This window comes from Halorubrum sp. CBA1125, assembly GCF_009742825.1.
Classification (GTDB): Archaea; Halobacteriota; Halobacteria; order Halobacteriales; family Haloferacaceae; genus Halorubrum.
The window spans coordinates 1-24,844 of record NZ_WPCE01000019.1; the positions used below are offsets into that span (position 1 = coordinate 1).

Sequence of the window (24,844 nt, forward strand, 5' to 3'; positions counted from 1 at the left end):
ACGCCGTCGCCGAGGTGGTCGCGAGCGATGTGGGGGAACGGACGCGCAGGTGGGAGTGCGCTCCCAGTCGGAGTAGAGGACGAGCGTGTCGTCCGTCCGATCCAGCACACGAGTCGTCTGCGTGGCGCCGCAATCCTCGGTGGCGAGACAGTCAGCGTAGTAGTCGCCGTTGAGAAATGCGTCCTTGATGGCGTCGAGCGCCTCAGGAGTTCCGATGGCATGGTCGACCCGCCAGAGACGCTTGGCAGTGGCGTGCAGTGAGAGCGCGTGGACGCGGGCGTGGGGTGGTCGACGAGGACGTCCGCCACCCTGTTGCAGCCCGGCTCATATTCGAGGGCGAAGACGAGTTCGCGCATTTCCCCGTGTAGGGCCTACTCCGACATAACCCGTGGCCCGGGCCCTGTCTACTGATGGGCATCAGATCACGTCGTCCGGGTCGTGGACTTCCTGCATTCGCTGTGCTTCGGCCGCGTATTGTTCTTGGAGGTCGGGGTCATCAACCATGCCGAGATTGTCGGGTTCAACATCGACTGCTGCTGTCGTATCTCGGACGTCGGTGAATGAGGTTAGTGCTCGTTCCTTCCGATAGTACTGTTCTCCATCGGGTGTTGCGTAGGTGAGGATGATCAGGTTCTGCTCGTCATCGGAGTATGTCCGTTCGACAAGCCAAACACGAACGTCATCTTTAGACTGATTTGGCATACTTAGACGTCCCCCGATATCCACTAAGGGATTGGTGTTATGGCTTGCTGAGACTCGCGTTCTCGAAGGGTGATTCCCCGGTCGGAATGAGCAGCTCCTGTCGGTCTCCGACTCGCTCGGCCAGCTTCCGTTTCAGGTACTGCCTCGACGTCGTCGTGGACCGTCGTCTCGTCGGTGACGGCTTCCGGCTCCGCTGCCGGCGTCTCACCAGCGACGTTCTGCCCTGCTGGCTCGACGTCGACGGGCTGTTCGGTCATACGATAAGGATAGTTTCAGCTGTCGGATAAAGCCGCCGACCGGTTGTACGACCGTAAATACAGATAAACAGGCCGATATGTCTGTACCTGAAACAAGGTCTATACGACTGTCTTCATGGTCTCACTGCTCGTCATCGTTGGCCTGCTCGTCGCCGCGTTCGTCGGGTTCAACATCGGCGGCTCGTCAACCGGCGTCGCGTTCCGGCCGGCCGTCGGGAGCAAGCTCGTCAAGAAGGCAACCGCAGCAGCACTCTTCAGCGTGTTTGCGTTCCTTGGCGCGTGGACGGTCGGCCGCAACGTCATCGTGACCATGAGCGAGGGGATCGTGCCGGCCGCACAGTTCACGCCCGTGGCCGGTGTCGGCGTCCTGTTTTTCACCGGGGCCTCGATGCTGGTCTCAAACATCTATGCCGTCCCCGCCTCGACCTCGATGACGGCTGTGGGGGCGATCGTTGGCCTGGGGCTCGCGACGGGCTCGCTCAACGAGGTGCTGATGTTCACCATCGTCTCGGCGTGGATCGTCGCGCCGCTCATCGGGCTCGGAGTGGGAGCGGTCATCGGACGGTACGTCTATCCGCAACTCGAGGCCCGCCTCTCCTTTACGCGGCTCGAACGGCAGTTGCTTCAGGTGGACCGCTCGGGCCGGCTCCCGCGCGTCCGATTCAACAGGAATGCGGCACCGCGTGATTTCGTCGGGTCGGCACTAGTGCTCGGCATCGCCTGTTACATGGGCTTCAGCGCGGGGGCCTCGAACGCCGCGAACGCGGTCGCGCCGCTCGGCGGCAACGGCGCGCTCAGTATCGATCAGGGCGTGCTCCTCGCGGTCGCGGCCATCAGCCTCGGCGGGTTCACCATCGCTCGGCGTACATTGGCGACGGTCGGTGACGGCATCACCGACCTCCCGATTCTGGCGGCGCTCATCGTCTCCACCGTCGGCGCGACGATCATCACCGTCCTCTCGTAATACGGCATTCCCGCGAGTCTCGCCGTGAGCACGACCTGCTGTATCATCGGCCTCGGCTGGGGCCGTGCGAGTCGTGCCGCCACGCTCGCGGAGCTCGCAACGCCGCCGGCCAAGGGCAAACCGGGCCCGGGACTCACGGCCGACGCGCTTGCCGCTCCCTCGACCGAGGGCGACGAGCCGACCGGGCCGACCGTGGGGGAGCTCGCAGAGGGGAAGACACAGGACACGGAGACACAGCAGGACAAGCCGGCGGTGCCACCGATCGGCGAAGAAGACATTGAGGAGCTGACCGCCGAGAGCCTGTTCGACCCGACAGCGACGATGCAGATCGTCGTCCTGTGGATCCTCACGCCGACGCTCTCAGTCGTGGGGTCCTACCTCCTCTTTGCGCTCATCCTGTGAGCGATCGTCTTCGTTCGCAGATGCCCGGATAGCTACTCGGTATCGAGAGTAAAGACGTGGCTGGCCTACTCGACGCCCACCAGCACCCGACGGAACGCGGCGAAACAGGGTTGAGCGTGCATACACGACATATGCACGTAGATTCGAGCATCCGGGTCTCCAACGCCACGAAGGAGAAACTCGAGCGTCTTAAGCAGCCGGACGAGTCCTTCGACGACCTGCTCGCACGGCTGGCTAGCGAGAAGGATCCCATCGCGGTCGGGTCGTGGAGCGATGAGGAGGTCGAGGCCGCACGCGAGGCAATCGCCCGGTCTCGCGAGAGCTTCGAGCGGTGACCTTTTTCGACTCGTCGGTCATCACGAAGGATCTGTGGAACAAGACGGGTACGGGGGTGAGGTTGGCGGACGAAGGTTAATACACCCGACTATCGAAGCAGGTGCATGACTCGGACGCCCGTCCGTAGAGGCGCCTGACCGTGGCGGGCGTCGTCTTCTGGGCGCTCGTCGTGCTAGCGACGCTCACCAGCCTCGCGACGGCGTGGGCGCTCGGCGCCAACAGCAACTCGCCACCCTTCGCGCCGGCGATCGGTGCCAACGCGATCTCGACGATGCGGGCGGCCTTTCTCATCGGCATCCTCGCCGCCCTCGGCGCGCTCACGCAGGGTGGGGCGATCTCCGAGACGGTCGGCGCGGGGCTCATCAACGGCGTTCAGATCACGTCGCTCGCGGCGACGGCCGGCCTGCTGACCGCGACCGGGTTCATGACCTTCGGCGTCTACACCGGCTATCCGGTCCCGGCGGCGTTCGCGACAACCGGCGCGATGGTCGGCGTCGGGCTTTCGCTCGGCGGCGCCCCCGCCATCGACACCTACCGTCGTATCGCGCTCTTCTGGGCGCTCGTGCCGCCGGTGTCGGGCGGGCTCGCCTACGTCACCGCCACGATCCTCCGCCGCGACGACATCCCGGAGACCGTCGGCGTCCCGCTGCTCGCGGCGGTCGTCGGCGGCATCATCGCCAACGTCCAGCTCGGCGTCATCCCCTCGCCGCCCGAGGCGTCCCAGAGTTCCCTCGCAGGGTTCATCGGCCGACAGGCCGCGACACCGACAGTCGCCGGCGTCGACTCGCTGGCGGTACTCGTGACGCTCGTGGCCGCCGCGGCTGGGTTTCAGTTCATCCGCCGGCGGACACAGGCGTCCGCCGAGGACGGCATCCGGACGTTCCTCGTGCTGCTCGGAAGCGTCGTCGCCTTCTCCAGCGGCGGGAGTCAGGTCGGACTCGCGACCGGCCCGCTCGAGAACCTCTACGGGACCGAACTCGGCCTGCCCGGCATCGTCCTGCTGGCGCTCGGCGCGACCGGCATCCTCGCCGGCGCATGGATGGGCGCGCCGAAGCTGCTGCAGGCGACCTCCCGCGAATACGCACAGTTGGGCGCCCGCCGATCGATCGCCGCGCTCGTTCCGGGGTTCATCATCGCCCAATTGGCCATCGCGCTGGGCATCCCCATCTCGTTCAACAACATCATCATCTCCGGCGTCATCGGTGGCGGGCTCGCTGGCGGCTCGGCGGGCGTCTCGCGGCGGAAGATCGGCGTGACGCTTGCCTTCTGGCTGGTTACGCTCGTGTGCTCGATCGCGATCGGGTTCGGCCTCTACAAGGCGTTCGCCGCGGTGCTCGCCTGAGACGGTCTCAGCGAACGACCGTCACGGTCACGGGAGAGTCGCCGACGACGCTCGTCGCCACGGTGCCGAGCAGCCGACGGGCGATCTCGTTCCGCTCGCCGCCGTGACCGCCCATCACGACGTGGTCGACTTCGTGAGCGTCGACGTACGCCAGAATGGCCTCGGCTGGGTCGCCCGTCTCCACCACCGTCTCGACCGTCCGGTCAGCCGCGGCCGCCTGTGTCCGTGCCCGCTCGACGATGCGGTCGGCCCGCTCGCGTGCGGCCGCGCGACGCTTCTCGCCGGGTTCGAGGACGCCGCCCTCGCTCATCGCCGCATCGAGCGGCGTCACCACGTTCAGGACCGTCACCCGGCAGTCGAAGAGCGCGAGCGCCTGCCGGAGTGCCTCGTCGGCCAACGGTGACCCGTCGAGCGGGACGAGGACGTGCGATGGCGCCATAGAACGGTTTGAACCCGCTTGCATATATAGGGGTGGTCAGGTTGCAGCGACGGAACAGCACCCGACGCAGCTTCACGTCGCCGTCGAACTGGAGTCGACGCCGACCGATGGGTTAGGACACGAACTGTCGCTGGAACCGGCTGATGTTCTCGTCCGTACCGGCGACCACGAGCTCGTCGTCGGCTTCGACCACGAACGACGCCTCGGGGTTCGTAACCACCTTTCCGTCCCGTTCGGCGGCGACGACGGTACAGCCCGTCCTGTTGCGGATGTCCGCGTCGGCGAGTGACGTGCCGACGGCGCCTAGGGCCGTCGTCCGGACGAGCTTCAGCTGCGTCCCCGGAGAGAGGATCTCCTCCTCAAGAACGATCGACGCGAGCATCCGCCCGTTCACGGCCGCGAGCGACAGCACGTAGTCCGCGCCGGCACGGTACAGCTTCGAGACGTTCTCGTGTTCGTTCGCCCGGGCGATGATCTCGATCCGCGGGTTCAGTTCGCGGATGGCGACGTCGCGTAGATCGCAGCCGTGTCGTCCGGCAGCGCGAGCACGATGGTGCCGGCGTCCGTGATGCCCGCCTCGCGGAGGACGTCCCGGTCAGTCGCATCGCCGACCACGTCGACGGTAGGGTCATCCCCGACGTCGATCGTCGTGTACGCGAACCCGGCATTCGAAAGCGCAGTCGTGACGGCCCGGCCGACGACACCGAGCCCCGCGACGACGTCGCCGCGTGAGCGCCGGCGCCTCGTCGAGATCGTAGATGAGCGTGTAGTCGTCAACGGCCGGCTCCGCGTCGTTGGCGGAGAGGAGGTTCGCCGCGGCACCGCCCTTCGCGACGGCGCCGTAGAACGTCGTCGACTCGACGACCAGATGGACGATGCCGAGGACCGTCGTCGACGCTGTCTCGTTCGTGCTTGTGGCGTCACTTTCGAGATGATTAGTGAGACAGAACCGGCATTTCGTCTGGCCGTCTGGGACTGACGCCCCACAGGACCGACATTCGCCGTCGGCGGCCGTCGGCGCATCAGGGTAGCCACCAGCGCTCGTCGCGACGCGTTGCCGCCGGGGGGCACTTTCACACCCGTCGTCCAGCCTCATGTCCGGAATGTGGGACGCCTCGCCGGTCGGCCGCAGTTCCGCAAAGTCAGTATATTGGTTGTGCATCGGTTGGCTCATAGCTTCTGTCGGTATCGCATTTCAACGTCCGGACGCCTCTGCTCGTAATAGCCTCTCGATTATCCAAGAGAGTACAAATATATATGCGAGTTTAGCGCCAACACTGTCCCAAGAGGTTCCAAGCATGTCCGAATCCTCGCGAGATGGGATCCAGTCGTGGACTGGGTCGATGAGCGCCCGCGACCGTATTCGGGTAGTCGCCGAGACGCTTCGCGAACCGCGATCCGTCAACTGGATCAGCGAGCAGGCTGACGCCGCCTGGAGTACGACCAACGAGGAACTCCAGGCGCTCGTCGAGCAGGGGCAGCTGCGTCGCGTCGAGACTGGTGAGACGACGCGCTATCAGCCTGACTACACGCGACTGCTCTTCGAGGAGATTCGCACGCTCATTGAGGAGAATACCCGCGAGGAGCTACGCAATGAACTGGCCGCGATCACCGAGGAAATCGAGGAATGGCAGGCGACCTACGACGTCGAGACGTGGGAGGAGCTCGAACAGTCGCTCGCCGACGGCGACCTCACAAGTGACGAACTTCACGAACGTCGTGACGTGATCACGCGGTGGGAGGAGAATCTGGAAGACCGTCGCCTCATCAAGCACGCGTTGGCGCTCTACTCGGACGTCGAAGCCGCTCGCGAACAGCGGATCAACGTGGCTGACCGCGCCACAAACTAATTCTCGTGATCTTCGAACTTGCGGGCGTCATCGAGGGCGACACAGTTACTTGCAAGACTGCTCATCCGCCTTTTGCTGGAGTTCGACTGCGGCCTTCTCGAAGTGTTCCGCGAGGAACGGCGTTCCCGATGTCGCCCGCTCGGTGAGGAATTCGACGGCGTCAGTGGCCGCATCAGCGTCGCGTTCCGTAGCCGCGACACAGTCAACATATCCGTCAAGTGCTCGACTGAATGCACGCGAGAAATGGTCGTACGCGCCGTCAACGCGCTCCATGTTCTCGTCGAGTGACTCGGTGAGTGCCCGGTAGACGGTTGCCGCCGACGCGTACCGCCCCTGCTCATGATACTCGTTCGCGAGATCGAACCAGTGCGTGAAGTCGATGGGCTCGAAGACGACGTGGTACTCAGGGTTCGTCTCCTCGAACCGTCGGTTGATCGAGGTGCGAAGTTCGTCGACCGATCGCTTCGTCGGCTCGCCGACCCGGGCGAGAAACCGATCGCGGAGATCCGCATCGGTCGCGAGTTCTTCACGCAGGAACGCGCGGAGCTCGTCGACGTCAGCGCCGTCGAGCGCGGCGTCGAGTCGATCGCCGTCGTCTGGCGGTGGGTCGTCACCACACTCCAGCAACACGGCGGCGACGTGCTTACACGCTCCTGGCCCGTCGTACGGACAATCGCACCACGGCGCAAACCCGTCAGTGGCGAGGTCAACACGGACATCGTACTGACGGCTACCACTCACGACGGCGGTTACGGTGGTGTCGACGCGGTGAATCTCGCGGATTCGGCCCTCACCGCGGTATCGTTCACCGCGTTCGAAGACCGCGTCCGTGCAGATGTCCCGAACTGCGTCCTCGGTTACGTCCATTCTTACGGTGGATTTGACGCACTATTCAGCCGATCCAGTGCATCATCCTCGTACGCTGCCCGCCACATCGCATGGACGGCACGCGTCACGAGTGAGACCTCGGTCACGTCGATACAGGACGGTTCGGCGGCCGTCGTCGCGGCGTCGGGCGTCGGGTGGAAATGGATCTCAGGAGAGTGTGTGTTCGGGTGGCGATCGAAGCGCCAATTGACGTCGTCGCTATCGACGTAGTGGAACGAATACATTCCCAGTTCGCTCCACTGGATATCGAGCCGAGCGCTCTCGGCGTCGCCGAGCCCATCACTGAGACTGATCCGCAGTTCCGTGGGGGCGACGGCGTCGTCATACGCCGTTTCGTCGACGAGCGGTTCGAGTTCAAGCCACAGGTCACGAATCCGCTGGAACGCCGGAAGATAGATCGGACCGAACTCGCCGGCACGGTCGTCCCCGCTCATACGGCGAGCTGATGGCTGGCCTCGTCGTAGGCAAGTGCGGCTTGCGCGACGGCGAGATTCTGCCGGGTCGTGCGCCACGCCGTGAGGTCGTCCCAGCCCTCCGTCTCGCCGGCCTCAAGTTGCTGGGCGAGTTCTTCTGGGGACACCACGTCGTAGCGGTCCTCGTAGCGCCGGATTTCGGCCTTCATCTCCTTGATACTGTCAAGCAACTCCGGCCGATCGACTTCCTCACGCAGCTCACGAATCCGGGACATCAAGATCCGATCGCTATCTCGCTTATACAGCGTTGTTTGGCGATCCTGTTCCGTCTCGGCAAAGCCCGTGCTCACGAGCGTCTTGCAGTGGCGACGTGCCGTCGGCTCGCTCACGAGGGCCCGGTCGGCGATCTCGGCTGCCGACTGCCCGTCGTGGGTCTGTTCGACGATTTCGTATACCCGCTCGAACGGTGTGGTGTCGTCTTTCCAGTCCGCTTTGACCTGCTTATTGACGTCGTCCCACATCTCGGTCATATTGGGTGCTACGCGTTTGAAGAACAAATAGTTTCTTGAGAAAATTATCTAACGTCAAAGCTCGCAGAGGAGCACTATCAGGCGATCTGTTCCTCCAACGTCTCGTGATGCCCCCGGACCGTCGTTGGCGTGACGTTCCCGGACGCGGCGACATCACGTTGCGTCACCCCCTGTCCCTGTTCTGTCCCCGCTTTGTAGAGGCAGGCCGCGGCAAACCCAGCCGGATGGACGCCCGTCGTGAGACCACGCTCTTCGGCCTGCTCTGCGAGCGTTCGAGCCCGTTGTCGGATCTTGTCTGGACACTCGAGATCTGAGGCGAGTCGCGGCACGAACATACTCGGCGAAACGGGCTTGGCAGGGAGGCCTATCGCTTCGTTCAGCGTTTTGTATGCGTTTATCGTCCGTGACTCCACGACGCGGGCCAGCTTGCTGATCTCGCTAAGTAACCTCAAGAGTCCGTTACACCGGCAGACCCCGTAAACGCTTGCCGCGGCGATAGCTTCGATGGATCTGCCGCGAAGTAGATCCTCGTTCTGGGCGCTCCGAAAGAGCTGACACGCCTGGTCGCGGACCGACTCGGAGAGTTCGAGCGCACTCGCAATTCTTCGTACTTCGCCTAGGCCGTGTGCGAGGTTTCGCTCGGCTTTTGACTGGAACCGACCGCGACTCTGTTCGCGCCGCATTCGCGATAGACGCTGACGCTTTTGCCCAGAGAGGTTGTTCCCGTTCGCATCTTTCCCGCGACCGATCTCCGTCGAGAGGCCTCGGTCATGACGTGCCGCAGTCAGTGGAGCACCCGTTCGTTTTCGCTCGTGTTGGTCGTGGGTTATCCATTCCGGACCGTGATCGACTCGCTGCTCATCAATAACGAGTCCACAGTCTTCACAGATGGTTTCGACCGCGTTGGTAGTGACCCGACCATCGCACTCCGGACATGGGTTCGTACTGGAGTTTGTCTGGACGTCTTCATCAAACCCAGTTTCGTAGATATCTCTAGTTGCCATCGGTAGTTTGTGAGGTGTATTGTCTACACCCCGCACCCCTCTGGGGGAAATAAACAGCTGCGGACATAGCGGTGTGGGGATGTCTGCTGGGCTACTTGGGGAGGTCTCGGCGACCCGTCCGCACACACTCCCAGCAGGGAAAATCGTTAGACAGCCCATCACAATCGCACTGCGTTGTGTCTACGGTATCGGATTGGTCTCCTTGCCGCTCTCCATCCGTTACAACGCCGCTGTCGGTGATATCTTGCGTCTTCTTCACAATATCTAGAACTTGTGGTCGAATAGCAACCGCAACTCGATGCTTACACGGACCTTCGTACACTGCGTCAGCGGGACATTCACAAGCTGCTGGAATACCGTCAACAACAGTGACGCGGTATTCATGGTCTGTTGGATTTTGATGACTCTCATTCCGAACACAGATATCACCATCTAGAAGAGAAAATTCGAAGGCTTCGTACTGAGCGCGTTTGAGTACACGGTTCGTTGGTTCGAGGCTGTTGAGTAGGGTTATCGCCATTATGTGCCGCAGCGACTGGTGCGCCGCACCCTTCGGTGCGCAAATAGACTCTCAGTAACTCACAGGTTGACCCGTTGTCAAGGTCGTGGCTGCGCGCGCAGCGAAGCGAGCACGGAGCGGAGGGTCGGGAGGTGGGGTCTGGGTCGGTCCGGCACGTAGCAAAAAAGAAAGCCGCGACGACTGGCTAGGCTTCCCACCACCGACCGCGCTCTGGGAACATCACGGTGCTCCATCCGGTCAGAGCCACGGAGACGCGCCCGTTATACCAGTTCTTCGCCGCTCCGTGAATTCGAACGCGCTCGCCTTCCTTGATCCAGGGTTGGTTCGATTTCTCCCAGACAGTCAGCTTCGTTTTCCCGCTTTCGTCTTCGATGAGTCCGACTTGAGCAATGGCCGGAGAGTCGCTCTCCCAGAGAACCGTCACACGACCGTCGATGCTCACCTCTTTGCGATTGATGTCCTCGAGTTTCCCGATGGGAACCGCCTGTCCTGGCGCCGTCTGTAACTCTTCGAACACTCCCACGACCGCGCTCATCAGGTCTTTCCCCCCCGACGACGGCTTCACCCAGCCGCCGACCAATTGCTGCTCGCGACCAGCCATCCAGCTTCTCTGACAGCCGCATTGATTGCGTGTTCACCGCCGCCAACTGCTCCTGCCTGAGTTCTGCACGAGGATCGTTTCTCTCCGGGTCCGCCCACGGGTCCACGCTTGCCGCCCGCTTCTGGAACTCTGCACGCTGCTCAGCGCTCTGCTTCGCTGCGATGTCCCGCGTCCGCTTTTCCCGACCTTCTTGCGTCCCCATCTCTGCCTTGGCACTGATACGCTCCAGTTCAGCCTCTCGCGCCCGAATACGCTCTTCCTGTTCGAGAGTCGCACCGTAAATCCGCTCTTCACTCGTGTCGGCCATCCCATCCGGGTGGTTCGCATCGACCTTTGCTTGCACCTCCATCTGCACCGTCGCCTGGAACTCCGGCGTCTCATCGACGACCTCGAAGCCGTCTTCGTCGACCGGCACTTCATCCGCTTTTTCGAATGCCTGTTCATCGACCGAAACTACTTCACTGGTAACGTTCTTACTTGACATTGGAATTCTCCAAAATTCCGAAGGCGCTCACGCGCCCGACACCGCGATGCTCCTACATCGCGGTTCTTCGACGACAACGCCCGACAGAACCATCTACGCGCTCTCGCTCGCGCCTTCGTGAGCGCCCCCTGGGGCGCGAGCGAGAGCGCGCCAAAGGGAAGCCACCCAACCAGCACCGCGCGCCGACCCGCCCGGAGCAAGCGTCCAGCGGGATATGCCCGCTCGTGTCCGGCCCGATGCGCGGGACCGTGTCCAGGGCGACTGTCGTCGAGAACGCGCGCCGCTGTGTGGCGCGCGACAGCGCAGGTGGCACAAAGCGCTGGAACGCGAAAGCCCGCAAGGGGCGCAACCGACGGGGATACCCGCTGGCGTCGAGACCAGATTCATTTTAGCCCGGAACGGGCGCTCTCGGTGCGTAGAGCGCCCGCACGCCCGGAATGGTCGGTCGCGAGCGACGCGGAGGGCGGAAGCGGCGAGCGGGGCGTGCCGTAACAAAGAACCTGTTCAACCGGGCTCGACGCTCAGTCACACAGCCGACATCCTGGTGGACTCAGAAAGGGCGAGGCCGTCTCGGTCGTCCCCCGACCCCGAAAGCACCACAGGTACGAGGAGCGCAGCGTGGGTCGCGGGATGCCGAGCGGCCGAGGGCTTTCTATCCGTTCTCGGCCACCGCTAACCGTCTCGACGGAAGCATTATCCTGCACCGTCACGAACGACATAGTATGCACCACACACCGCCGGTGCAACAGGTGAATGTGCGGACGATGAGCGCTTGCTCTGTTCTTTCGTAGTTGGTAGCAGCGCCGGCGGGTGTATCGCCTTCTCATCGAGCAGCGACGCCGCTTTCACCGAGACAAATGCAGACCACCAAGTACGAACTCCGCGATCGAATCGACCAGCTCACAAACTACCGTGGCGAGGGAACCGAGCTCATCACCGTGGCCGTCCCGCCAGACAAATCACTCCACGCGGTCCGTGAGCGCATTGACCGCGAATATGCACAGGCTGCGAACATCAAATCCGATCAGACACGAACTCACGTCCAGGACGCTCTCGGACGTATCCGACGCCTCCTCCAAGCGTACGAAGAGACACCACCAAGCGGCCTTGTCATCTACGCTGGTGTCGTCGACGATGAGCTGCAGGATGCCGTCTTCGACAATCTCGACGTCCCCGTCGACGTCTCGCTGTACCGCTGTGCGGCTGAATTCGAGACTGCCCCCGTCGAGCAGGCGCTCACCCCGTCAGAGGTATACGGTCTGGTCGTCCTCGAACGAGGCCGTGCCGCCCTCGGTCGCCTCGCCGGCGAACGCATCGTTTCCAGCCGGACCTTCGAGAGCCAAGTGATGGGAAAATCCCGTGCTGGCGGTCAGAGTGCGCAGCGATTCGAACGCGAGCGCGACCGCCAGAAACACGAGTTCTTCGAGCAGGTCGCCGACGCTGCCGAGCAGACGTTCCTCGATGAGCCCACTGTCGATAGCGTCATCCTCGGCGGGACGACGATCACCGTCGACGAGTTCCAGCAGGGTGACTATCTCCACCACGAGTTGCGGGACCACATACTAGGCGTCTATCCGATTGAGTACGCGACCAAGCAAGGTCTTTCGCAGCTCGTTGAGCGTGCCGAGGACGTACTGTCTGATGCTGAGCGCCGGCGGGAACGGGAGGCCCTCGATCGGTTCTTCAGGGCGCTGGGACAGGGTGGAAATGTTGCCTACGGAGCTGATGAAACGCAAACCGCCCTCGACTATGGCGCAGTCGACGTCCTTCTCGTTTCCGACGCACGGCCACCTGCGGAGATTCGTGAGCTGGAGGAAGCGACGACCGACCAAGGCGGTGAGTGTCTCGTTGTGTCGACTGACACAGATCGAGGTGCTCAGTTCGATACTGCATTCGGGGGTCTTGGAGCGCTCCTCCGGTTCCGTATTAACTAAGCCGAGTAGTTTTGGACGCCATAGCTGTTCTAGCGTCCCAGTGACGGGTCTGGAGGCAGTCATCGGTCGTGCAGACGATCTCGAATGGCCGTAAACCGGGCTGGTGCGGTGTCGCTCTTGGAGACACGAATCACTCACACCGGTCTCAACCGTCGTCCTGTGCGTTCAATTCTGTCAGGAACTGGCCGGCTGCCGTCCCGATACGAATGCCATCTACGTTGCGCATCCCGAGGTCGTGCGTGGCAGTCCGAAAGGGGTAGTGGTCGACGAGGATACGTTGGATAACGGTTCGGACGGGGTCGGTCCCGTACCTGTCGACGACAGTAGCCATCATCTCGTCGAGATGCCCGTCCTGGTGCTCCGTCCGGGGATGCTGTGCGCGTTCGAGGATGAGTTCGACTATGTCGTCAACTGATGCGTGCTCGGGATTCTTGGTTCGTTCACGAACGTCGTAGAGAGCGTCGTTATCGGGCATTCCTGTTCACTTCGAAGTATCCGCCACGGTGTCAGGGCTCCTTGAGCAACGAGCGAGATCGCTGCACGTAACTGTTCGCGCCCCAGCTACGGGCGTCGCTGATCTCATCGAGGAGCAGCCGCGCATCGGCAGCTGATAGGTGTTCAGTTCGAACGAGAACCGAGAGCAGCGTCGGTGTCGTGACGAGTCGGGTATCAGCGAGTGAGGCGTGGATCAAGCCAAGTTGGTTGAACTCGTCACAGAGGAAGAGCGCAGCATCGAGATCGTTCGCGAGCGTGACCGCCGCGTTCTCACCGTCATCGAGGGGGAACTCGGCATCGAGGTCAACCGAATGTGTCGTGAATGACTCCGTTTGGTCGAGTACGGCGGACGCGGCATTCCCATGGATGTCATCGTAGGAGGCGATCTCTTGGAGTTCATCGATGACCGCTGTTGGGACGACGACCTCATATCGGGATAGACAGAGTGCGAGTGGATCGGAGTCGTCATCAGTAACGATCCCGAGACTCACGAGGGCGGAGGCGTCTGCGATAAGCCGCGACATCTATGCGTCGGCGAGCTCGTCGATGAAGTCCTCGTCCAACTGCTGTTTCAACACTCGGAGGTTTGCCGCCTCCTCGGCGCCGACGAGTGCTTTGAGTTGCTCGAAGGTGATCTCGTCGTCGTAATAGGCGGCGGCGATCTCTTGGGTGAGTGCGTCGTCGTGAGCGGCGTCTTGGAGATACTCCCGAAGTGCGGTCACGAGGACGTCTGTTCGGTCTTCCCCGAGGACTGCGGCAAGTGCGTCGGCGCGGTCGATGAGCCGATTGGGGGCCCGAAACTGCACGCGCTTCTTATCGGTGCTCATGATGTGTACATTGTGAGCCAACGCACTTAGCCGTTTTCGTGTGTACGATGTGAGCCTCACCCGGCCGAGCGTCAGCCGTCCATGAGATGCTCTTCGAGGTCACGCGTCAGCACGTCGTGATGGTCGGTAGACCACGAGGCGTCGTCACTGGGTAGCAAAGCAGTCGTCGATAGTTAAGGAGGCGCTGAGAACACTTTGACTCACTCGTCTTCGAGTGCTGCATAGATCTCCGCGTGGCGGCGTCCGTCAAGCTTCCCCATCTCGAGGGCGATCTCGCGACGTTCGGCGTCGCTCTCAGCCGCCTGATACCGCTCGTAGAGCTGGCAGACTTCGTCGTCGACCGCCGTCGAGGAATCGGTGCTAGACACTATTATTCTCGTCAGCATACTCTGTGTGTTTCCTTATCGGTTGCGACGAGCGCAGGTCCGGAAGTAGATGACTGCAGTCTCGTGTCGACCGCGGCTTCGTCAGTTGCGAAGCGGTGTAAGAGGGCCCGAATTTCATCACCGTACTCGAACGTGTACCTGTTCGGCATATAGAAAACGACCACCGTTCGGAGCGCTGTTCGTTTGTTTCCGTCGACGTATGGATGCTCCGCAACGAGAAGTCACCTCAAGACGATATGTAGTCGATCAACTGGCTCGCCACATCCTCAGTTCGTTCGTCAATGAGAGAGGTCAGATAGTGCTCTACGTCCGCTGCACTGTTGAGGGTCGCGAGCGACCACGGGAGGACGTGACTTCGTTCACCGAGTGGGTCACCTTCGTAGTCATCGTCTCGGAGTGTGAGTGCCTCCTCGTGGTAAGTCTTCGTGGAGAGCAGGACCGTGATAAGTTGGGTACCGTGGTTCGGGAGTTGAGGCGCTCCCAGAATGAGCATCGGGCGACCTTTATTCGAGAGTGGGTCACTCGCCCAGACGATGTCACCGCGTTCCAAGTCCTCGAACGCAGTCACTGTACTTCTTCCATCTCGTCGGTTTGGAGGTCCTCAAGACGCTCCTCACCGTACTGTTCGTCTGCAGTCTCGTGGTGTCGGTGGAGCCGGTAGGCAGCTTGGAGCCGTTCCTCGTCGTCTGTGATTGCCCAGTACGGGCGCTTGTGTCGCACAAGACCTCGTTCCTTCAATCGCGAGAGAATCGCACTGACGGCGTCTGTCTCCAGATCGAGGTGCTCGGCGATCGTTGCCGCCTTCCAAGCCCTGTCGTTATTCTTGTCAAGGAACACCACGATCCGCTCGGTATCATTCCGTTCCTCGAATTCGTCGGCGTCAGCGTTCTCGAACTCGTCGATATCGATGGTGCCGCTCGACATAGACTAGTGTTGGGCTGTTGGAACTAAGTTGTTTGGTATATTTGTTACCGTGGATGAGTGTTTCCGTGCCCAGAAATGTGGGAGAGGGTCACTCCGCTGGCGTCGCGACGAGATGTTCCTCGAGGTCGCGCGTCCAGTACGTCGCGAGCCCGTCTGGACTACACCGCTCGCAAAGTTGCAACGGCCCCTCGAAATGGCCGAGCTCCACACGAAACCGGGTAAGCGCTGCGAGCGTGTCAACGACGAGCCCACACCCGTCGCAGGTGTGGTGATCGCGCTCGTCGGGACCCGGCTCCGTCTGGATGGCACAGTCGACGCAGATCGGATGGGTGACCCGCTCGTCCTCCCCCATGTGTGGACCTCGCCAGTCTCGGTACCAGGCGGGGCGTCGCAGAAGGCACAGCCAACGAGCGTTTGCTGCCTCACTCGTCCTCCTCGCCGGCGTCGCTGGCGGCCATCCAGCCACGATGGTAGACGGCTAGCTGGGTCGGTGAGTCGAACGCGGTGCCGCTCGGCTCGTGAACCAGAACACGGTCCTCGGGAACTGGAGTGACGAGGTCCGCGTCGACGAGATCGTCGACCACGCTGCGGGCCATTGTATTCGATTTCCGACGTGTCGACCCTGGCGGCGTCGCGGTCTTGGGCGAGCAACTCTTTCTCGCACTGTTCGTAGTCGGCACTCGTGTCGTCGTGAATATCGGGAGTAGCCATTATGAGTCACGCCACGCACGTTGTCGCGCGCTGCACACCTTCTGGCGCCAATAAACACTCCACGCGAGACCGTAGCCCTTACTCCCTCCAGAGGGCCGTGATCCGGTCTTCGATCTCGTCGAGGACGAGCGCAACGACGTCACGATGGTCGTCTGGCCACGATGCGTCCTCGGCGGGCTTCGGGGCGGTGGGCGGGGGGTGGAAATGGTCCCGTGTATTGTGCGGATTCGGGTGCCGGTCCCACCGGCACTCCCAGGTATGGTCCGAGTGTTGCTCTCGATAGTGGAGTTTGAAGTCGTCGTTCGTGTACCAACGGACCGTTAACTGCGCCTCGTCGACAGCTGCTGGGTAGTACGACGGGGCAAAGACGACGTGGAGTTCCAGATGACCGCTGGCGTCCGTGACGGTCGCTCGGGAGACCTGCCTCGTCGCTTGGAGCCGCGACTGGAGGAACTCGAGGATGGGGCGATCGATAGGGGCAGGGCTCCCGCCATCGCCTGTTGGTGGCACCATCTAGCGGGCTACCCGGATGCCTGTTCGCGCTCGCCACTCGTGCGTTGCTGGCGCGCGCGCTCGTAGCGGTCACGCTCCTCACGGGCGGTCGCCCAGTCGCCGAGGTCACTATACACGTCGTCGATGGTTCGCTCGTCGCTGCCTTCCGCGGCGGCGACGGCGTCGACTGTGGCCGGTGAAGCGGCGTCGTATGTCGCCTCGTACTCGGTGATGCGCGTCGTCAGCTCACGAACGCGATCCTGCAGGTCCTCGACGGAATGGTCGGCCGCGAGCTGGTTGATGCGTCGCCACTCAAAATACGCGTCATTCCGTTCGTAGGTGGCCGGATGGCCATCGTGTCGAGTGACGATTCCCAAATCGTCGAACCAGCCAAGGTACTTCCGAGCGGTCTTTGGGTCACAGTCGGCGCTGTCAGCGATCGCGCTCGCCGTCGTCGGCTCGCGGGTCTGTAAGATGGTGCCGTAGATGCGTTGTTCGACGTCGTCGCTACTGAACGCATCCTCGAAGGGGGGGCGGACCATCGGCGGCATCTGTCTCGGACATACTCGAGATTGCAGGTCGAAGGATATAGTTCTTGCTTCGGGGAATAGTTTCCTGATTAGAGTAGCGTACGGGGTGTCGGCTGTTGGCTTCGAAAGGAGCACGATCTTAACCAACAGCAGGCCCGGACTCAGGAAGTTGTTGGTTAACTCACGCAGGTCAGTGCATCCGGAGCTCTCGAGCGGATTTGACGCTGAACGTATCTGGGTTGTCGACGGGCACGTCGTGACTGCGATCAGTTGTCAGCGACGACGTCCGGGTGAGTCGGGTGATGAGATCCTCGCGAACAGCCCGCCGACTGACCGTCGATTCGTGCCACCCGAGTCGCTCATCGTAGTGCCGTTTCCGGAACATCTCGCCGTTGTCGTCGATGGCGATGAACTGGGTTCGCTTTGTTCCCCACACGTTCGCAGAGACGTACTCTGCACCGACTTCTTCGTGGGTGAGTTCCACGAGGACACACTCGACGAATGAGACGATGGAGAGCTGACTTCTCTTGTTGGGAACCGTCAATTCGAGATCCGCCCACGGCGCTTCGCTTGATTGTTCTATCTGTTCGCCACGTATCCGCGATCGCTGTCGCTCGTGTTCTGAAGACATAGTAGTTTGGTGGGCGATCACTGCGCCTCCTCACCCCTCTTGGGGGTGAGAAAACCCACCGCGAATCGCGTCACTATCCAGTGAGTGAATTCTGATAGGTATGCTAGTGCCGCATTTCGTTTGCTGGCCCCTCGGCCGGAGAGAGCCGGCGGCGTTTGCACCGATGTACCCTAGCCTTCCTTTGGATAATTCTGGAGGTGCAGATGTGGGGGAAACGGACTTAGATTCAACAATAGGTCTGTCGGGCTGTTTTTAGGCGGTGAAAATGTCCTCGACGAACTTCAAGACACGTCTGTCTGGGATAATTGTGCTTGACGAGGTGGTGAGGGGACCGAATTCCAGAGAATTGGTGTTATGTCTAGGCGGAACTCAACAACAGCGAATTTTAGCAGTTGACGGTAGTTCGTTGCGGCTCGTGGAGGCTCTACTCCTGTTCGCTCGAAAACAGATAATACAGGTCCTGGAAAGCGCATAACGAGGATTCAAACCTCTTCAAACTACATCTCCTATTAGAATATAGTAATTGTGGTAGTTTTCTCACGGATGGCGAAGTGTGACGACTAATCGACCAGTCTAAAACGACAGCCAGTCTTCCACAAGATCTTCATTCAAGAAGAAACCTTCTCAGTCTGCTCTGTTGAATCCGCAGAAAGCGTCCGGATCGGGTCATGTTGTACTCGGTTCAGGGGCGGTTCCGAGAGAATTCAGAGATGGAATTTTGGCAGAGAGGGAGAGGACTGAGATCACTGGGTGGATCGATCCGACTCCTCGACGACGAAGAGCGAGATAATCACACCTTCAGAAATCGTGATCCCCGTGCCGTCATCGGATTCAACAGTGCATCTCAGTCAGGAAACAGCGGGTTCGAGCCACTCCCAGTATTGAACCCAGTCAGACCTATCATCTACTGAGGCTCTCAACAGAGCCGACGGACTGCTTCAATCTTTGCCTGTGAAGGGCCCATACGGACTTTTCAGTTGCCCGGTCCAAGGACACAGTATGGACGACATTCAAATCGACGATGTGGATCGGAGCATCCTGCACCAACTCCAACTTAACGCCCGCCAGACCGATACGGAGATCGCCGAGAAGGTGGATGTGACCTCCACGACGGTCCGGAATCGTCTCGACAAACTCGAAGATGGGGGCGTGATTCGGGGCTATCACCCCGAGATAAACTACGAAGAAGCAGGCTATCCCCTCCACGTCATGTTTGTCTGCACGGTCAACCCGAATAAGCTGGAATCAATGGCCGAACAGATCCTCGACGTTCGTGGTGTTGTGACCACCCGCGATTTGCTTGGGGGCGAACGGAATGTCCACATCGAGGTCGTTGCTGACACGGTCAGGGAAATCGAAGAGATCCGCAACGATCTGGCGGACTTGGGTCTGACAATCAACAGTTCTGAGATCATCTCCGAGACGCGGGTCCAGTCATGGGACCACTTCTATCCACGGCCGCCCCCGACGCGCGCCAGGACGACACCGACGATGGCCCGGTCACCGATCAAGAATAGCCGAGAATTGATTGAAAATCTCAAATCGACTCGCGTTTATAGCGCTCTCGCTCACATTCTTGCTTCAATATATCTACCGATAACCGATTTGGGTTGAATATTCAAATTATAACAATTATATTATAAAAAGAGGTTATTCGTTAGTACCTCCTCGCCACAGTATGGCACTGTCAACCGAGGCGGTAACCAATACCTTCCGCATTTTGGCAGATCCCGTTCGTCGGTACGTCCTGTACTACCTCGACGAGCAGGAGACTCCAGTCTCCCTCGACCGCCTCGCCACTCGGGTTGCTGCCTGGCACACCGACAGCGACCCGGACGCCGTCGACGACGCCACCCTCACCGAGATGCGCACAGCCCTGTATCACGTTCATCTGCCCAAATTCTCCGAGACAGACTACATCGAGTGGGATACGGACTCCCGCACGATTCGGCGGGGACCCAGCTTCGACGAGAACGCGTCGTTATTCCGGTTGGTGGCCGACCATGAAGACGTACTGCCCGCGGGAGGGCCGTAGCCTATGAGCCGGCTCCACATGTGGCTCTCCCGACTCAGTGGGCGCACACAGGCCAAGACACTGCCCACTTGCGACGACTCCAAGGACGAAGTCACCACGGCCCTGTTTCGTGCCCTGCCTGCGAGAGGACGTACATCAGCAAAGCGATGGACGCCTCTCGAAGTGTGGAGAGTCAGTCACCCAAATCCCGTGCGAGTGTAAATTTGCCCTTTCAACCAGTCGGCCATGACAGGGGAAAATAATGACAGATGAGCAACGTAAGGCCGAGACGGTGAGTCTGTTGCAGGACCTCGGGCTGAAGGAGTACGAGGCGCGGAGTTTCCTAGCATTGACCCAACTCTCGACGGGGACCGCCAAGGAAATCAGCGAGATCTCGGAGGTTCCTCGGACCCGGGTGTATGATGCTATCCGAGTGCTGGAGTCAAAGGGTCTAGTCGAAGTGCAGCATTCGAATCCCCAGCAGTTTCGCGCGGTCAGCATCGAGGAGGCAACCGCGACCTTGCGTCAGCAGTACGACACGCGGATCGACACCCTCCAGTCACACCTCGAAGCGCTCGATCTCCAACCGGAAGTCGACGACACCGACCGAATCCAGGAGGTCTGGACGCTGTCCGGCCACGACGGCATCGAGGCTCGGACACACACGCTACTGGAGGACGCCGAATCGGAGATCGTCCTGCTGATTGTCGAGGAGGAACTTCTGACGGAGGCGTTGTACGAGCGGCTCCACGACGCGGTCGACCGTGGCGTCGACGTGATCATCGGTGGCGAAACGGATGCGATCATCGCCAAGCTAGATACCGAGATGCCATCCGTGAAGGTGTTCGAAACCGAACTGGACTGGCTCCTGGGGCCAGCGAGCGACGACGAGATTGCCATCAGCCGCCTGCTATTAGTCGACCGCACGACGTTGCTGGTCAGTTCCTTCTACCCGGACGCCCACCACGACGACTCACACGAGCAGGCAATCCTCGCCAACGCCTGGAGAACGGTATCGTCGTCCTCCTTCGGCGGATAATCTCCTCGGGTCTGCTCCCCATGGTGAACCCGGTGAGGTAGCCAATCAGCGGTTCCTGGGCCAGACTCCAAGAACAGAGTGATGATTACAGGCTCTCTAGCTAGCACGGCCTCAGCGAACCGTCAGCGATTGGGACTTCCAACAGAGTCGCTTTGATCACATCCAATTGATTCCCAGCAGAGCTAGAACTCTTCGCCGGTAGATTCGGCCTCATTCAGTCGGTCGTACATCTCGTCCGGGAAGGGAAGGCTTCCCCAGATGGAGTATGGACACTGGTCCTGGCCCATACAGTACCGCTGCATATCGTCGTTGTCGCAGTTCATCGGAAGCGGGGTGTCGCCACCGATCGTGTTCGAGAACTCGTAGCGAATCTGGTAGTCGGTGACCTGTTCGTCGTACCACGGCCATCGTGAGAAGATGTCCTTGAGATCCGCGACAATCGTCTCGAGGTCACTTTCCTGGTACTGGGGCAGCCACATCACCATCCGAGCAAAGCTGTACAGATCCTTTCGGACTGGCTTCTTTTCATAGAGGCGTTCGGCCATGTTCGCCATACAGGGGAGTTCGAACAGATCTTCGATCGACTCGACGTCAAGAGGCTGGACGCCACGCGAAGACTCCTGAATCCGGTAGTGGTTCGTATTTCCGTGCTGTCGGATAGTGAGGTTCCGGTGGTCGCGTTGAGATGCAAGGAGATTCCCAAGACTCCGAGGACTCGAGATACGATTACACACGTCTCGCTTCCAGCCCGCTTCTGGGGCGTACGCCTCCACTGCTTCAAACAGCTCCTTCGCCGAGTGGAACTCCCCCAGTGAGACGACCTCATCTGGAACGTCTCGAATCGCATCCCGGAGCACACGGATGGTCCGTTCACCGGGGTTCCAGTCTCGCCAAATTCGTTCGTGGTGTCCCGTCTCGATGAAGCGGTCGATGCGCTCTGTGATGGCCGACTCATTCGTGGCCAGCCACGTCAGCTGGTCTTCGGAAAGGTTCTCCTCTTGGACTCGCAGGAGCTTCTTGAACGCACGTCTGGCGTACTCACGATACTTCGTGTCGAAATCACCGACCGGTACGTAGAGACAGTTGTCCTTGATGTGTGTGAGCACTTCTCCGGTCTCTCCTGGCTCGGTGTCGGCGTGAACGAGACAGTCCCTTGACGCCGCAGCCATCGGGATTTCGAGATACAATCCACCACCGAAATCGGGCATCTCCTTGATCCCTGTGCAAACGCGACCAAGGTGCGGACCATCCTCTCCGGGATCTTTCGCGTATAACACCTCTGCAATATCCTGTTGAAGACTCCCGTCACCGAATTCTCGAAGAAGGGACGCGAGGTTGTTGACATAGAGCTCGCGAATATCGTAGAGAACCTGCACCTTTCGCGGCGGAGCGTGCTCGAACTTCGGGTGTACTTTGACGCAGATCGCACTCAACGTCGCGAGGACGGCGAGCGTTCCCGGTTCGTCGACGAAGGGCTCCTCAGCGGAATTGGCCCTGACGTCTTCTTTGAACGCCGCTGTCCCGAACCGCTCGAGATCGTTTAACAGATCGTCTGGTTGGTCTTCACCGTCGACGATGTAGCGATTGTAGCCCCGCGTGAACAGCTGGTTGATTCGGGTCGTGCCGTATTCGAGTGGGAGCGTCGCAACGCGATAGGCGGTACTCTCGTCCTCGACAGGCGTCGACCGACTCATGACTGGAGCACCTCCGGTGTCGCAGACCGAACGTCGAAGGTCGGGCTCTCAATCGGCATGACGATGCTGCAGACGTCAGCGTGCAACGAGTAGGGTAGTCGGGCGACTCGACGACGGTCGGCAGTAACCACCTGGTCGATAGGGATCTCGTAGGTGTCTTGCAGAAGGTCGTTCAGCACTTCTCGACTCTTGGCGTCGTATCGATGGGCAGGGTCCGTATCGAGGAGGTAGACGTGAACGCCCTGGCCGCTGTACACCACCATAGTCTCCTGGGCGTTGAAGTCGTCCTCGAAGATATCCCGCACCTCGAAGCCGTACTCGATAGCCCGTTCGATATCTTCAAAGGCATACGGATACCCCCCGGGAGCAGCGTCGAGGATTCCTGCGGCGTTGAGGAGCGCATCGTCGTCTCGGTCGTCAACGTCCTCCGAGACCGTATCCGCTGCTCGGCTCCTGGCGATATCTTTCCCGTCGATGTCGACGAGGAGGACCCACGGCCGCTCCCAATGATCCAGCGCGTAGTAGACTGCATCAGGACACGGGTCTGGTTTATTAAGCAGGTCTGGATCTGCGAGCGCGAATTTACTCCGACCGAGTGGATCATTCCATGCTGGATGCCGGATGAATTCGAGGACGTCGTCGAACTCCTGAAACGCTGCCGTGGTGCGCTCACCGGAGGTGTTCGTCTGCCACGTATCTCGGCGAATGAAGTCCTTGTCTGGGACTCCATCTTTCCGTACCGGGTGGGGTTCCCGAAACGCGAGTGCGTACTGTTTCGGTCCCTTCGCTGTGATGAACGACGGGAGCTCGTCTTGGTATGAGGGGAACTCCTCGGCGTAGTACCTGTAAATCTCCTCGCGAGTCGCTTGTCGCCAACTCATTTGTTGAACTCTTGGTCGAGTTTGTTGAAGCTCCGAATCGTCGTCAGCCCCGCTGCGTCAAACGATTCAACGGCCGATCGAATATCGGAGAACGACCGGGCTGCACGCCCGCTCACACTGCTCTCTATTCGATCGCCCTCTGAGAGACAGTCCAGTACCTCGACGCTGTCTCACGTCTGTTGAACGCCCAGACGGCGTTCGCATCCACCGCACTCTGCTTGTCGTAGTCGTTGACCGGCGCGTGTTTGTTGTTACTCGCGAGTTCAGCTTCACCGACCCACACGAGTTTCCCGTCAGCATCGAGACCGGAAACATCGAATACCGTCTTCTCATCGTACTCATAGTAGGATTCGACCTGTGCGACGTCTTCGTGGGAGTCTAACCATAGTTCAAGCAGCTTCACACCGACCTTGTGCGGCGTCTTCTCCCCGACATCTCCCTGACCAGGGCCGACCTTGAGTTTCTGGCCGTTCTCCTTGGGGGGTCGTGAAATCGGCCGGGTAGCGCATGCGTATATGCTATTAGAGGGTTAATACCAATAATGCGGTAACACACATCCTACAGTTGGACTATGCAGAGACTCGAGTGCCTCGTAGACGGATGTAGCGCCACCATTGAAGCTGAGACTGAAGAAGAGGTCATGGCTCAAGCGGAAAAACACGCGAAAAGTTCACACCCCGAACTTGAACTGGACGACGAGACCGTGGAAAAAATCAGATCAAGTATTATACAGGTCTGAGAGTAGGAACCGTACTGATCGGAGCATCGGTCTCCTGTATTGGCCGATCCGATCAGCTGGCTTTGACAGCACACCTGTGCGAGATACGCACTACTCAGCGACCAGCTGTTTCAGGTAATAGTGTGTCTGATAAATAGGATTTCAACAGAGCCACAGTGTCGCCATTTGCTGTCCGCCAACCGAGCTCAATTGAAAGAATCCCTCCGAAGCGATCGGGAGCGTTTCAGTCAGCGGGCTGTGCCTCCGTAGCTGGTGTCCCGCTTGGGAGCTCAGGGATGGACAGGTCCACGCGGCGGAGGAGCTGTGCGTTGATCGCGACGATTACTGTACTCAACGACATCAATAGTGCACCCACAGCGGGGGACAGCAGAATCCCGATCGGTGCCAACACCCCTGCTGCAAGCGGAATCGCGAAGACGTTGTAGCCGGCCGCCCAGACGATGTTCTCCTGCATTTTTCGGTAGCTTGCCTTGCTGAGCTTTACGAGTCGCACCACGTCCATCGGGTTGTTCTGAACGAGGATGACATCCGCTGACTGGACGGCGACGTCGGTGCCGCTCCCGATCGCGATGCCGACGTCAGCCCGCGTCAGCGCCGGCGCATCGTTCACACCGTCGCCGACCATCCCCACGAACTTCCCCTGGTCCTGGAGTTTCTGGACTTTCTCGTCCTTGTCTTCGGGGAGGACCTCCGCGAACACCGTGTCGATGCCCAGTTCGTCGGCGACAGCATTGGCGACGTCCTGGGAGTCGCCAGTCAGCATCGCCCACCTCGATCCCCCAGATCTGGAGGGGCGTCGACGACGCGGGAAAAAA

Annotated in this window: 28 protein-coding genes and 11 pseudogenes; 9 read left to right on the forward strand and 30 right to left on the reverse strand. The window is 60.5% G+C overall.

Annotated features, from left to right (window positions below):
• From GJ633_RS17610 to GJ633_RS03655, 3 genes and pseudogenes are all read right to left on the reverse strand, one after another.
• Positions 1-356 (reverse strand): annotated as a pseudogene (locus GJ633_RS17610) (transcriptional regulator); the annotation flags it as partial.
• 61 nt (positions 357-417) lie between these two features.
• Positions 418-702, reverse strand: a complete 285-nt coding sequence (locus GJ633_RS03650; RefSeq protein WP_156587273.1) for a hypothetical protein — start codon at positions 700-702, stop codon at positions 418-420.
• A 23-nt stretch (positions 703-725) separates the two neighbouring features.
• Positions 726-959, reverse strand: coding sequence for a hypothetical protein (locus GJ633_RS03655; RefSeq protein WP_156587274.1), 234 nt, complete (start codon positions 957-959; stop codon positions 726-728).
• A gap of 115 nt (positions 960-1,074) precedes the next feature.
• Here GJ633_RS03655 and GJ633_RS03660 point away from each other — a divergent pair.
• From GJ633_RS03660 to GJ633_RS03670, 3 genes and pseudogenes are all read left to right on the forward strand, one after another.
• Positions 1,075-2,325 (forward strand): annotated as a pseudogene (locus tag GJ633_RS03660) (inorganic phosphate transporter).
• A gap of 56 nt (positions 2,326-2,381) precedes the next feature.
• Positions 2,382-2,660, forward strand: a complete 279-nt coding sequence (locus GJ633_RS03665; RefSeq protein WP_321168893.1) for an antitoxin VapB family protein — start codon at positions 2,382-2,384, stop codon at positions 2,658-2,660.
• Positions 2,661-2,800: 140 nt separating this feature from the next.
• A complete protein-coding gene (locus tag GJ633_RS03670; protein WP_321168894.1) occupies positions 2,801-4,003 on the forward strand; it encodes an inorganic phosphate transporter in 1,203 nt (400 codons plus the stop codon).
• 7 nt (positions 4,004-4,010) lie between these two features.
• Here the strand turns inward: GJ633_RS03670 and GJ633_RS03675 are convergent, their stop codons facing one another.
• From GJ633_RS03675 to GJ633_RS17615, 5 genes and pseudogenes are all read right to left on the reverse strand, one after another.
• A complete protein-coding gene (locus GJ633_RS03675; RefSeq protein ID WP_156587278.1) occupies positions 4,011-4,442 on the reverse strand; it encodes a universal stress protein in 432 nt (143 codons plus the stop codon).
• A gap of 112 nt (positions 4,443-4,554) precedes the next feature.
• Entirely contained in the window at positions 4,555-4,854 is a 300-nt protein-coding gene (locus tag GJ633_RS16970) for a TrkA C-terminal domain-containing protein (protein WP_197431219.1), read from the reverse strand.
• A gap of 39 nt (positions 4,855-4,893) precedes the next feature.
• Positions 4,894-4,944 (reverse strand): annotated as a pseudogene (locus GJ633_RS18345) (hypothetical protein); the annotation flags it as partial.
• Positions 4,932-5,264 carry an NAD-binding protein gene (locus GJ633_RS16980; RefSeq protein WP_321168895.1) on the reverse strand — a complete coding sequence of 111 codons (333 nt, stop codon included), beginning with the start codon at positions 5,262-5,264 and terminating at the stop codon, positions 4,932-4,934. The pseudogene GJ633_RS18345 and the gene GJ633_RS16980, both read right to left, overlap by 13 nt.
• Positions 5,176-5,604 (reverse strand): annotated as a pseudogene (locus GJ633_RS17615) (hypothetical protein); the annotation flags it as partial. The pseudogene GJ633_RS17615 and the gene GJ633_RS16980, both read right to left, overlap by 89 nt.
• Positions 5,605-5,740: 136 nt before the next feature.
• Between GJ633_RS17615 and GJ633_RS03690 the strand changes: the two are divergent.
• The gene (locus tag GJ633_RS03690; protein ID WP_156587280.1) at positions 5,741-6,292 is read left to right on the forward strand and encodes a hypothetical protein; all 552 of its coding nucleotides are present in this window, start codon (positions 5,741-5,743) and stop codon (positions 6,290-6,292) included.
• 45 nt (positions 6,293-6,337) lie between these two features.
• Here GJ633_RS03690 and GJ633_RS03695 read toward each other — a convergent pair whose 3' ends face one another.
• The 6 genes and pseudogenes from GJ633_RS03695 to GJ633_RS03720 all read right to left on the reverse strand — a co-directional run bounded on the left by GJ633_RS03695 (position 6,338) and on the right by GJ633_RS03720 (position 10,732).
• Positions 6,338-7,159, reverse strand: coding sequence for an SWIM zinc finger domain-containing protein (locus GJ633_RS03695; protein ID WP_156587282.1), 822 nt, complete (start codon positions 7,157-7,159; stop codon positions 6,338-6,340).
• A gap of 2 nt (positions 7,160-7,161) precedes the next feature.
• The gene (locus GJ633_RS03700; RefSeq protein WP_156587284.1) at positions 7,162-7,614 is read right to left on the reverse strand and encodes a hypothetical protein; all 453 of its coding nucleotides are present in this window, start codon (positions 7,612-7,614) and stop codon (positions 7,162-7,164) included.
• Positions 7,611-8,123: a winged helix-turn-helix domain-containing protein gene (locus GJ633_RS03705; protein ID WP_156587286.1), complete on the reverse strand. Its 513-nt coding sequence runs from the start codon at positions 8,121-8,123 to the stop codon at positions 7,611-7,613. Before GJ633_RS03705 ends, GJ633_RS03700 begins: the two co-directional genes overlap by 4 nt.
• 77 nt (positions 8,124-8,200) lie before the next feature.
• A complete protein-coding gene (locus tag GJ633_RS03710; RefSeq protein WP_156587288.1) occupies positions 8,201-9,127 on the reverse strand; it encodes a transcription initiation factor IIB family protein in 927 nt (308 codons plus the stop codon).
• A gap of 91 nt (positions 9,128-9,218) precedes the next feature.
• Entirely contained in the window at positions 9,219-9,647 is a 429-nt protein-coding gene (locus GJ633_RS03715) for an SWIM zinc finger family protein (RefSeq protein ID WP_156587290.1), read from the reverse strand.
• 184 nt (positions 9,648-9,831) lie between these two features.
• Positions 9,832-10,732: pseudogene (locus tag GJ633_RS03720) on the reverse strand (DNA-binding protein).
• Positions 10,733-11,589: 857 nt separating this feature from the next.
• On the opposite strand from GJ633_RS03720, the gene prf1 reads away from it, so the two are divergent.
• Positions 11,590-12,666, forward strand: coding sequence for a peptide chain release factor aRF-1 (gene prf1 / locus GJ633_RS03730; protein WP_156587292.1), 1,077 nt, complete (start codon positions 11,590-11,592; stop codon positions 12,664-12,666).
• 145 nt (positions 12,667-12,811) lie between these two features.
• On the opposite strand, the gene GJ633_RS03735 is transcribed toward prf1, so the two are convergent.
• The 12 genes and pseudogenes from GJ633_RS03735 to GJ633_RS03790 all read right to left on the reverse strand — a co-directional run bounded on the left by GJ633_RS03735 (position 12,812) and on the right by GJ633_RS03790 (position 17,575).
• Positions 12,812-13,141 (reverse strand): hypothetical protein, encoded by a 330-nt coding sequence (locus tag GJ633_RS03735; RefSeq protein ID WP_156587294.1) that lies wholly within the window; start codon positions 13,139-13,141, stop codon positions 12,812-12,814.
• 31 nt (positions 13,142-13,172) lie between these two features.
• Positions 13,173-13,685, reverse strand: a complete 513-nt coding sequence (locus GJ633_RS03740) for a hypothetical protein (protein ID WP_156587296.1) — start codon at positions 13,683-13,685, stop codon at positions 13,173-13,175.
• Positions 13,686-13,988: a hypothetical protein gene (locus GJ633_RS03745; protein ID WP_156587298.1), complete on the reverse strand. Its 303-nt coding sequence runs from the start codon at positions 13,986-13,988 to the stop codon at positions 13,686-13,688.
• A gap of 200 nt (positions 13,989-14,188) precedes the next feature.
• A complete protein-coding gene (locus GJ633_RS03750) occupies positions 14,189-14,356 on the reverse strand; it encodes a hypothetical protein (protein WP_321168898.1) in 168 nt (55 codons plus the stop codon).
• A gap of 33 nt (positions 14,357-14,389) precedes the next feature.
• Positions 14,390-14,595 (reverse strand): annotated as a pseudogene (locus GJ633_RS18195) (type II toxin-antitoxin system death-on-curing family toxin); the annotation flags it as partial.
• Between the two features lie 5 nt (positions 14,596-14,600).
• Positions 14,601-14,942: a type II toxin-antitoxin system PemK/MazF family toxin gene (locus tag GJ633_RS03760; protein WP_321168896.1), complete on the reverse strand. Its 342-nt coding sequence runs from the start codon at positions 14,940-14,942 to the stop codon at positions 14,601-14,603.
• Positions 14,939-15,298, reverse strand: a complete 360-nt coding sequence (locus GJ633_RS03765; protein WP_156587302.1) for a helix-turn-helix domain-containing protein — start codon at positions 15,296-15,298, stop codon at positions 14,939-14,941. Before GJ633_RS03765 ends, GJ633_RS03760 begins: the two co-directional genes overlap by 4 nt.
• Before the next feature lie 88 nt (positions 15,299-15,386).
• A pseudogene (locus GJ633_RS03770) lies at positions 15,387-15,724 on the reverse strand (hypothetical protein).
• Positions 15,721-16,009: pseudogene (locus GJ633_RS03775) on the reverse strand (hypothetical protein). The pseudogenes GJ633_RS03770 and GJ633_RS03775 overlap by 4 nt, the downstream one beginning before the upstream one ends.
• A gap of 78 nt (positions 16,010-16,087) precedes the next feature.
• Positions 16,088-16,522: a hypothetical protein gene (locus GJ633_RS03780; RefSeq protein ID WP_156587304.1), complete on the reverse strand. Its 435-nt coding sequence runs from the start codon at positions 16,520-16,522 to the stop codon at positions 16,088-16,090.
• An 8-nt stretch (positions 16,523-16,530) separates the two neighbouring features.
• Positions 16,531-17,065: pseudogene (locus GJ633_RS03785) on the reverse strand (sugar-specific transcriptional regulator TrmB).
• A 156-nt stretch (positions 17,066-17,221) separates the two neighbouring features.
• Complete coding sequence (locus GJ633_RS03790) at positions 17,222-17,575, reverse strand: hypothetical protein (protein WP_231741225.1); 354 nt, start codon at positions 17,573-17,575, stop codon at positions 17,222-17,224.
• Between the two features lie 1,086 nt (positions 17,576-18,661).
• Here GJ633_RS03790 and GJ633_RS03795 point away from each other — a divergent pair.
• The 3 genes and pseudogenes from GJ633_RS03795 to GJ633_RS03805 all read left to right on the forward strand — a co-directional run bounded on the left by GJ633_RS03795 (position 18,662) and on the right by GJ633_RS03805 (position 20,756).
• The gene (locus GJ633_RS03795; protein ID WP_197431222.1) at positions 18,662-19,276 is read left to right on the forward strand and encodes an Lrp/AsnC family transcriptional regulator; all 615 of its coding nucleotides are present in this window, start codon (positions 18,662-18,664) and stop codon (positions 19,274-19,276) included.
• Positions 19,277-19,340: 64 nt separating this feature from the next.
• Positions 19,341-19,697 (forward strand): hypothetical protein, encoded by a 357-nt coding sequence (locus GJ633_RS03800; protein ID WP_156587308.1) that lies wholly within the window; start codon positions 19,341-19,343, stop codon positions 19,695-19,697.
• Between the two features lie 241 nt (positions 19,698-19,938).
• A pseudogene (locus GJ633_RS03805) lies at positions 19,939-20,756 on the forward strand (TrmB family transcriptional regulator).
• A 141-nt stretch (positions 20,757-20,897) separates the two neighbouring features.
• On the opposite strand, the gene GJ633_RS03810 reads toward GJ633_RS03805, so the two are convergent.
• The 3 genes and pseudogenes from GJ633_RS03810 to GJ633_RS03820 form a co-directional block, all read right to left on the reverse strand.
• On the reverse strand, positions 20,898-22,409 hold the full coding sequence (locus tag GJ633_RS03810; protein WP_156587310.1) for a primase-associated protein: 1,512 nt from the start codon (positions 22,407-22,409) through the stop codon (positions 20,898-20,900).
• Positions 22,406-23,290 carry a DNA primase gene (locus GJ633_RS03815; RefSeq protein WP_156587312.1) on the reverse strand — a complete coding sequence of 295 codons (885 nt, stop codon included), beginning with the start codon at positions 23,288-23,290 and terminating at the stop codon, positions 22,406-22,408. The genes GJ633_RS03810 and GJ633_RS03815 overlap by 4 nt, the downstream gene beginning before the upstream one ends.
• Positions 23,287-23,759, reverse strand: a pseudogene (locus tag GJ633_RS03820) (ATP-binding protein); the annotation flags it as partial. The pseudogene GJ633_RS03820 and the gene GJ633_RS03815, both read right to left, overlap by 4 nt.
• 102 nt (positions 23,760-23,861) lie before the next feature.
• Between GJ633_RS03820 and GJ633_RS03825 the strand changes: the two are divergent.
• Positions 23,862-24,029 (forward strand): DUF1059 domain-containing protein, encoded by a 168-nt coding sequence (locus GJ633_RS03825; RefSeq protein ID WP_156587313.1) that lies wholly within the window; start codon positions 23,862-23,864, stop codon positions 24,027-24,029.
• A gap of 223 nt (positions 24,030-24,252) precedes the next feature.
• On the opposite strand, the gene GJ633_RS03830 is transcribed toward GJ633_RS03825, so the two are convergent.
• On the reverse strand, positions 24,253-24,844 hold a 592-nt coding region (locus tag GJ633_RS03830; protein ID WP_156587315.1), incomplete at its 5' end, for an HAD-IC family P-type ATPase.

Coding starts and splice junctions, on each gene's coding strand:
- GJ633_RS03735 (WP_156587294.1), bottom strand. CDS start 13,141: ATGCCCGATAACGACGCTCTCTACGACGTTCGTGAACGAACCAAGAAT.
- GJ633_RS03655 (WP_156587274.1), bottom strand. CDS start 959: ATGACCGAACAGCCCGTCGACGTCGAGCCAGCAGGGCAGAACGTCGCT.
- GJ633_RS03740 (WP_156587296.1), bottom strand. CDS start 13,685: ATGTCGCGGCTTATCGCAGACGCCTCCGCCCTCGTGAGTCTCGGGATC.
- GJ633_RS03815 (WP_156587312.1), bottom strand. CDS start 23,290: ATGAGTTGGCGACAAGCGACTCGCGAGGAGATTTACAGGTACTACGCC.
- prf1 (WP_156587292.1), top strand. CDS start 11,590: ATGCAGACCACCAAGTACGAACTCCGCGATCGAATCGACCAGCTCACA.
- GJ633_RS03765 (WP_156587302.1), bottom strand. CDS start 15,298: ATGTCGAGCGGCACCATCGATATCGACGAGTTCGAGAACGCTGACGCC.
- GJ633_RS03675 (WP_156587278.1), bottom strand. CDS start 4,442: ATGGCGCCATCGCACGTCCTCGTCCCGCTCGACGGGTCACCGTTGGCC.
- GJ633_RS03745 (WP_156587298.1), bottom strand. CDS start 13,988: ATGAGCACCGATAAGAAGCGCGTGCAGTTTCGGGCCCCCAATCGGCTC.
- GJ633_RS03650 (WP_156587273.1), bottom strand. CDS start 702: ATGCCAAATCAGTCTAAAGATGACGTTCGTGTTTGGCTTGTCGAACGG.
- GJ633_RS03705 (WP_156587286.1), bottom strand. CDS start 8,123: ATGACCGAGATGTGGGACGACGTCAATAAGCAGGTCAAAGCGGACTGG.
- GJ633_RS03710 (WP_156587288.1), bottom strand. CDS start 9,127: ATGGCAACTAGAGATATCTACGAAACTGGGTTTGATGAAGACGTCCAG.
- GJ633_RS03795 (WP_197431222.1), top strand. CDS start 18,662: ATGGACGACATTCAAATCGACGATGTGGATCGGAGCATCCTGCACCAA.
- GJ633_RS03825 (WP_156587313.1), top strand. CDS start 23,862: ATGCAGAGACTCGAGTGCCTCGTAGACGGATGTAGCGCCACCATTGAA.
- GJ633_RS03780 (WP_156587304.1), bottom strand. CDS start 16,522: ATGGTGCCACCAACAGGCGATGGCGGGAGCCCTGCCCCTATCGATCGC.
- GJ633_RS03700 (WP_156587284.1), bottom strand. CDS start 7,614: ATGAGCGGGGACGACCGTGCCGGCGAGTTCGGTCCGATCTATCTTCCG.
- GJ633_RS03800 (WP_156587308.1), top strand. CDS start 19,341: ATGGCACTGTCAACCGAGGCGGTAACCAATACCTTCCGCATTTTGGCA.
- GJ633_RS03690 (WP_156587280.1), top strand. CDS start 5,741: ATGTCCGAATCCTCGCGAGATGGGATCCAGTCGTGGACTGGGTCGATG.
- GJ633_RS03695 (WP_156587282.1), bottom strand. CDS start 7,159: ATGGACGTAACCGAGGACGCAGTTCGGGACATCTGCACGGACGCGGTC.
- GJ633_RS03715 (WP_156587290.1), bottom strand. CDS start 9,647: ATGGCGATAACCCTACTCAACAGCCTCGAACCAACGAACCGTGTACTC.
- GJ633_RS03810 (WP_156587310.1), bottom strand. CDS start 22,409: ATGAGTCGGTCGACGCCTGTCGAGGACGAGAGTACCGCCTATCGCGTT.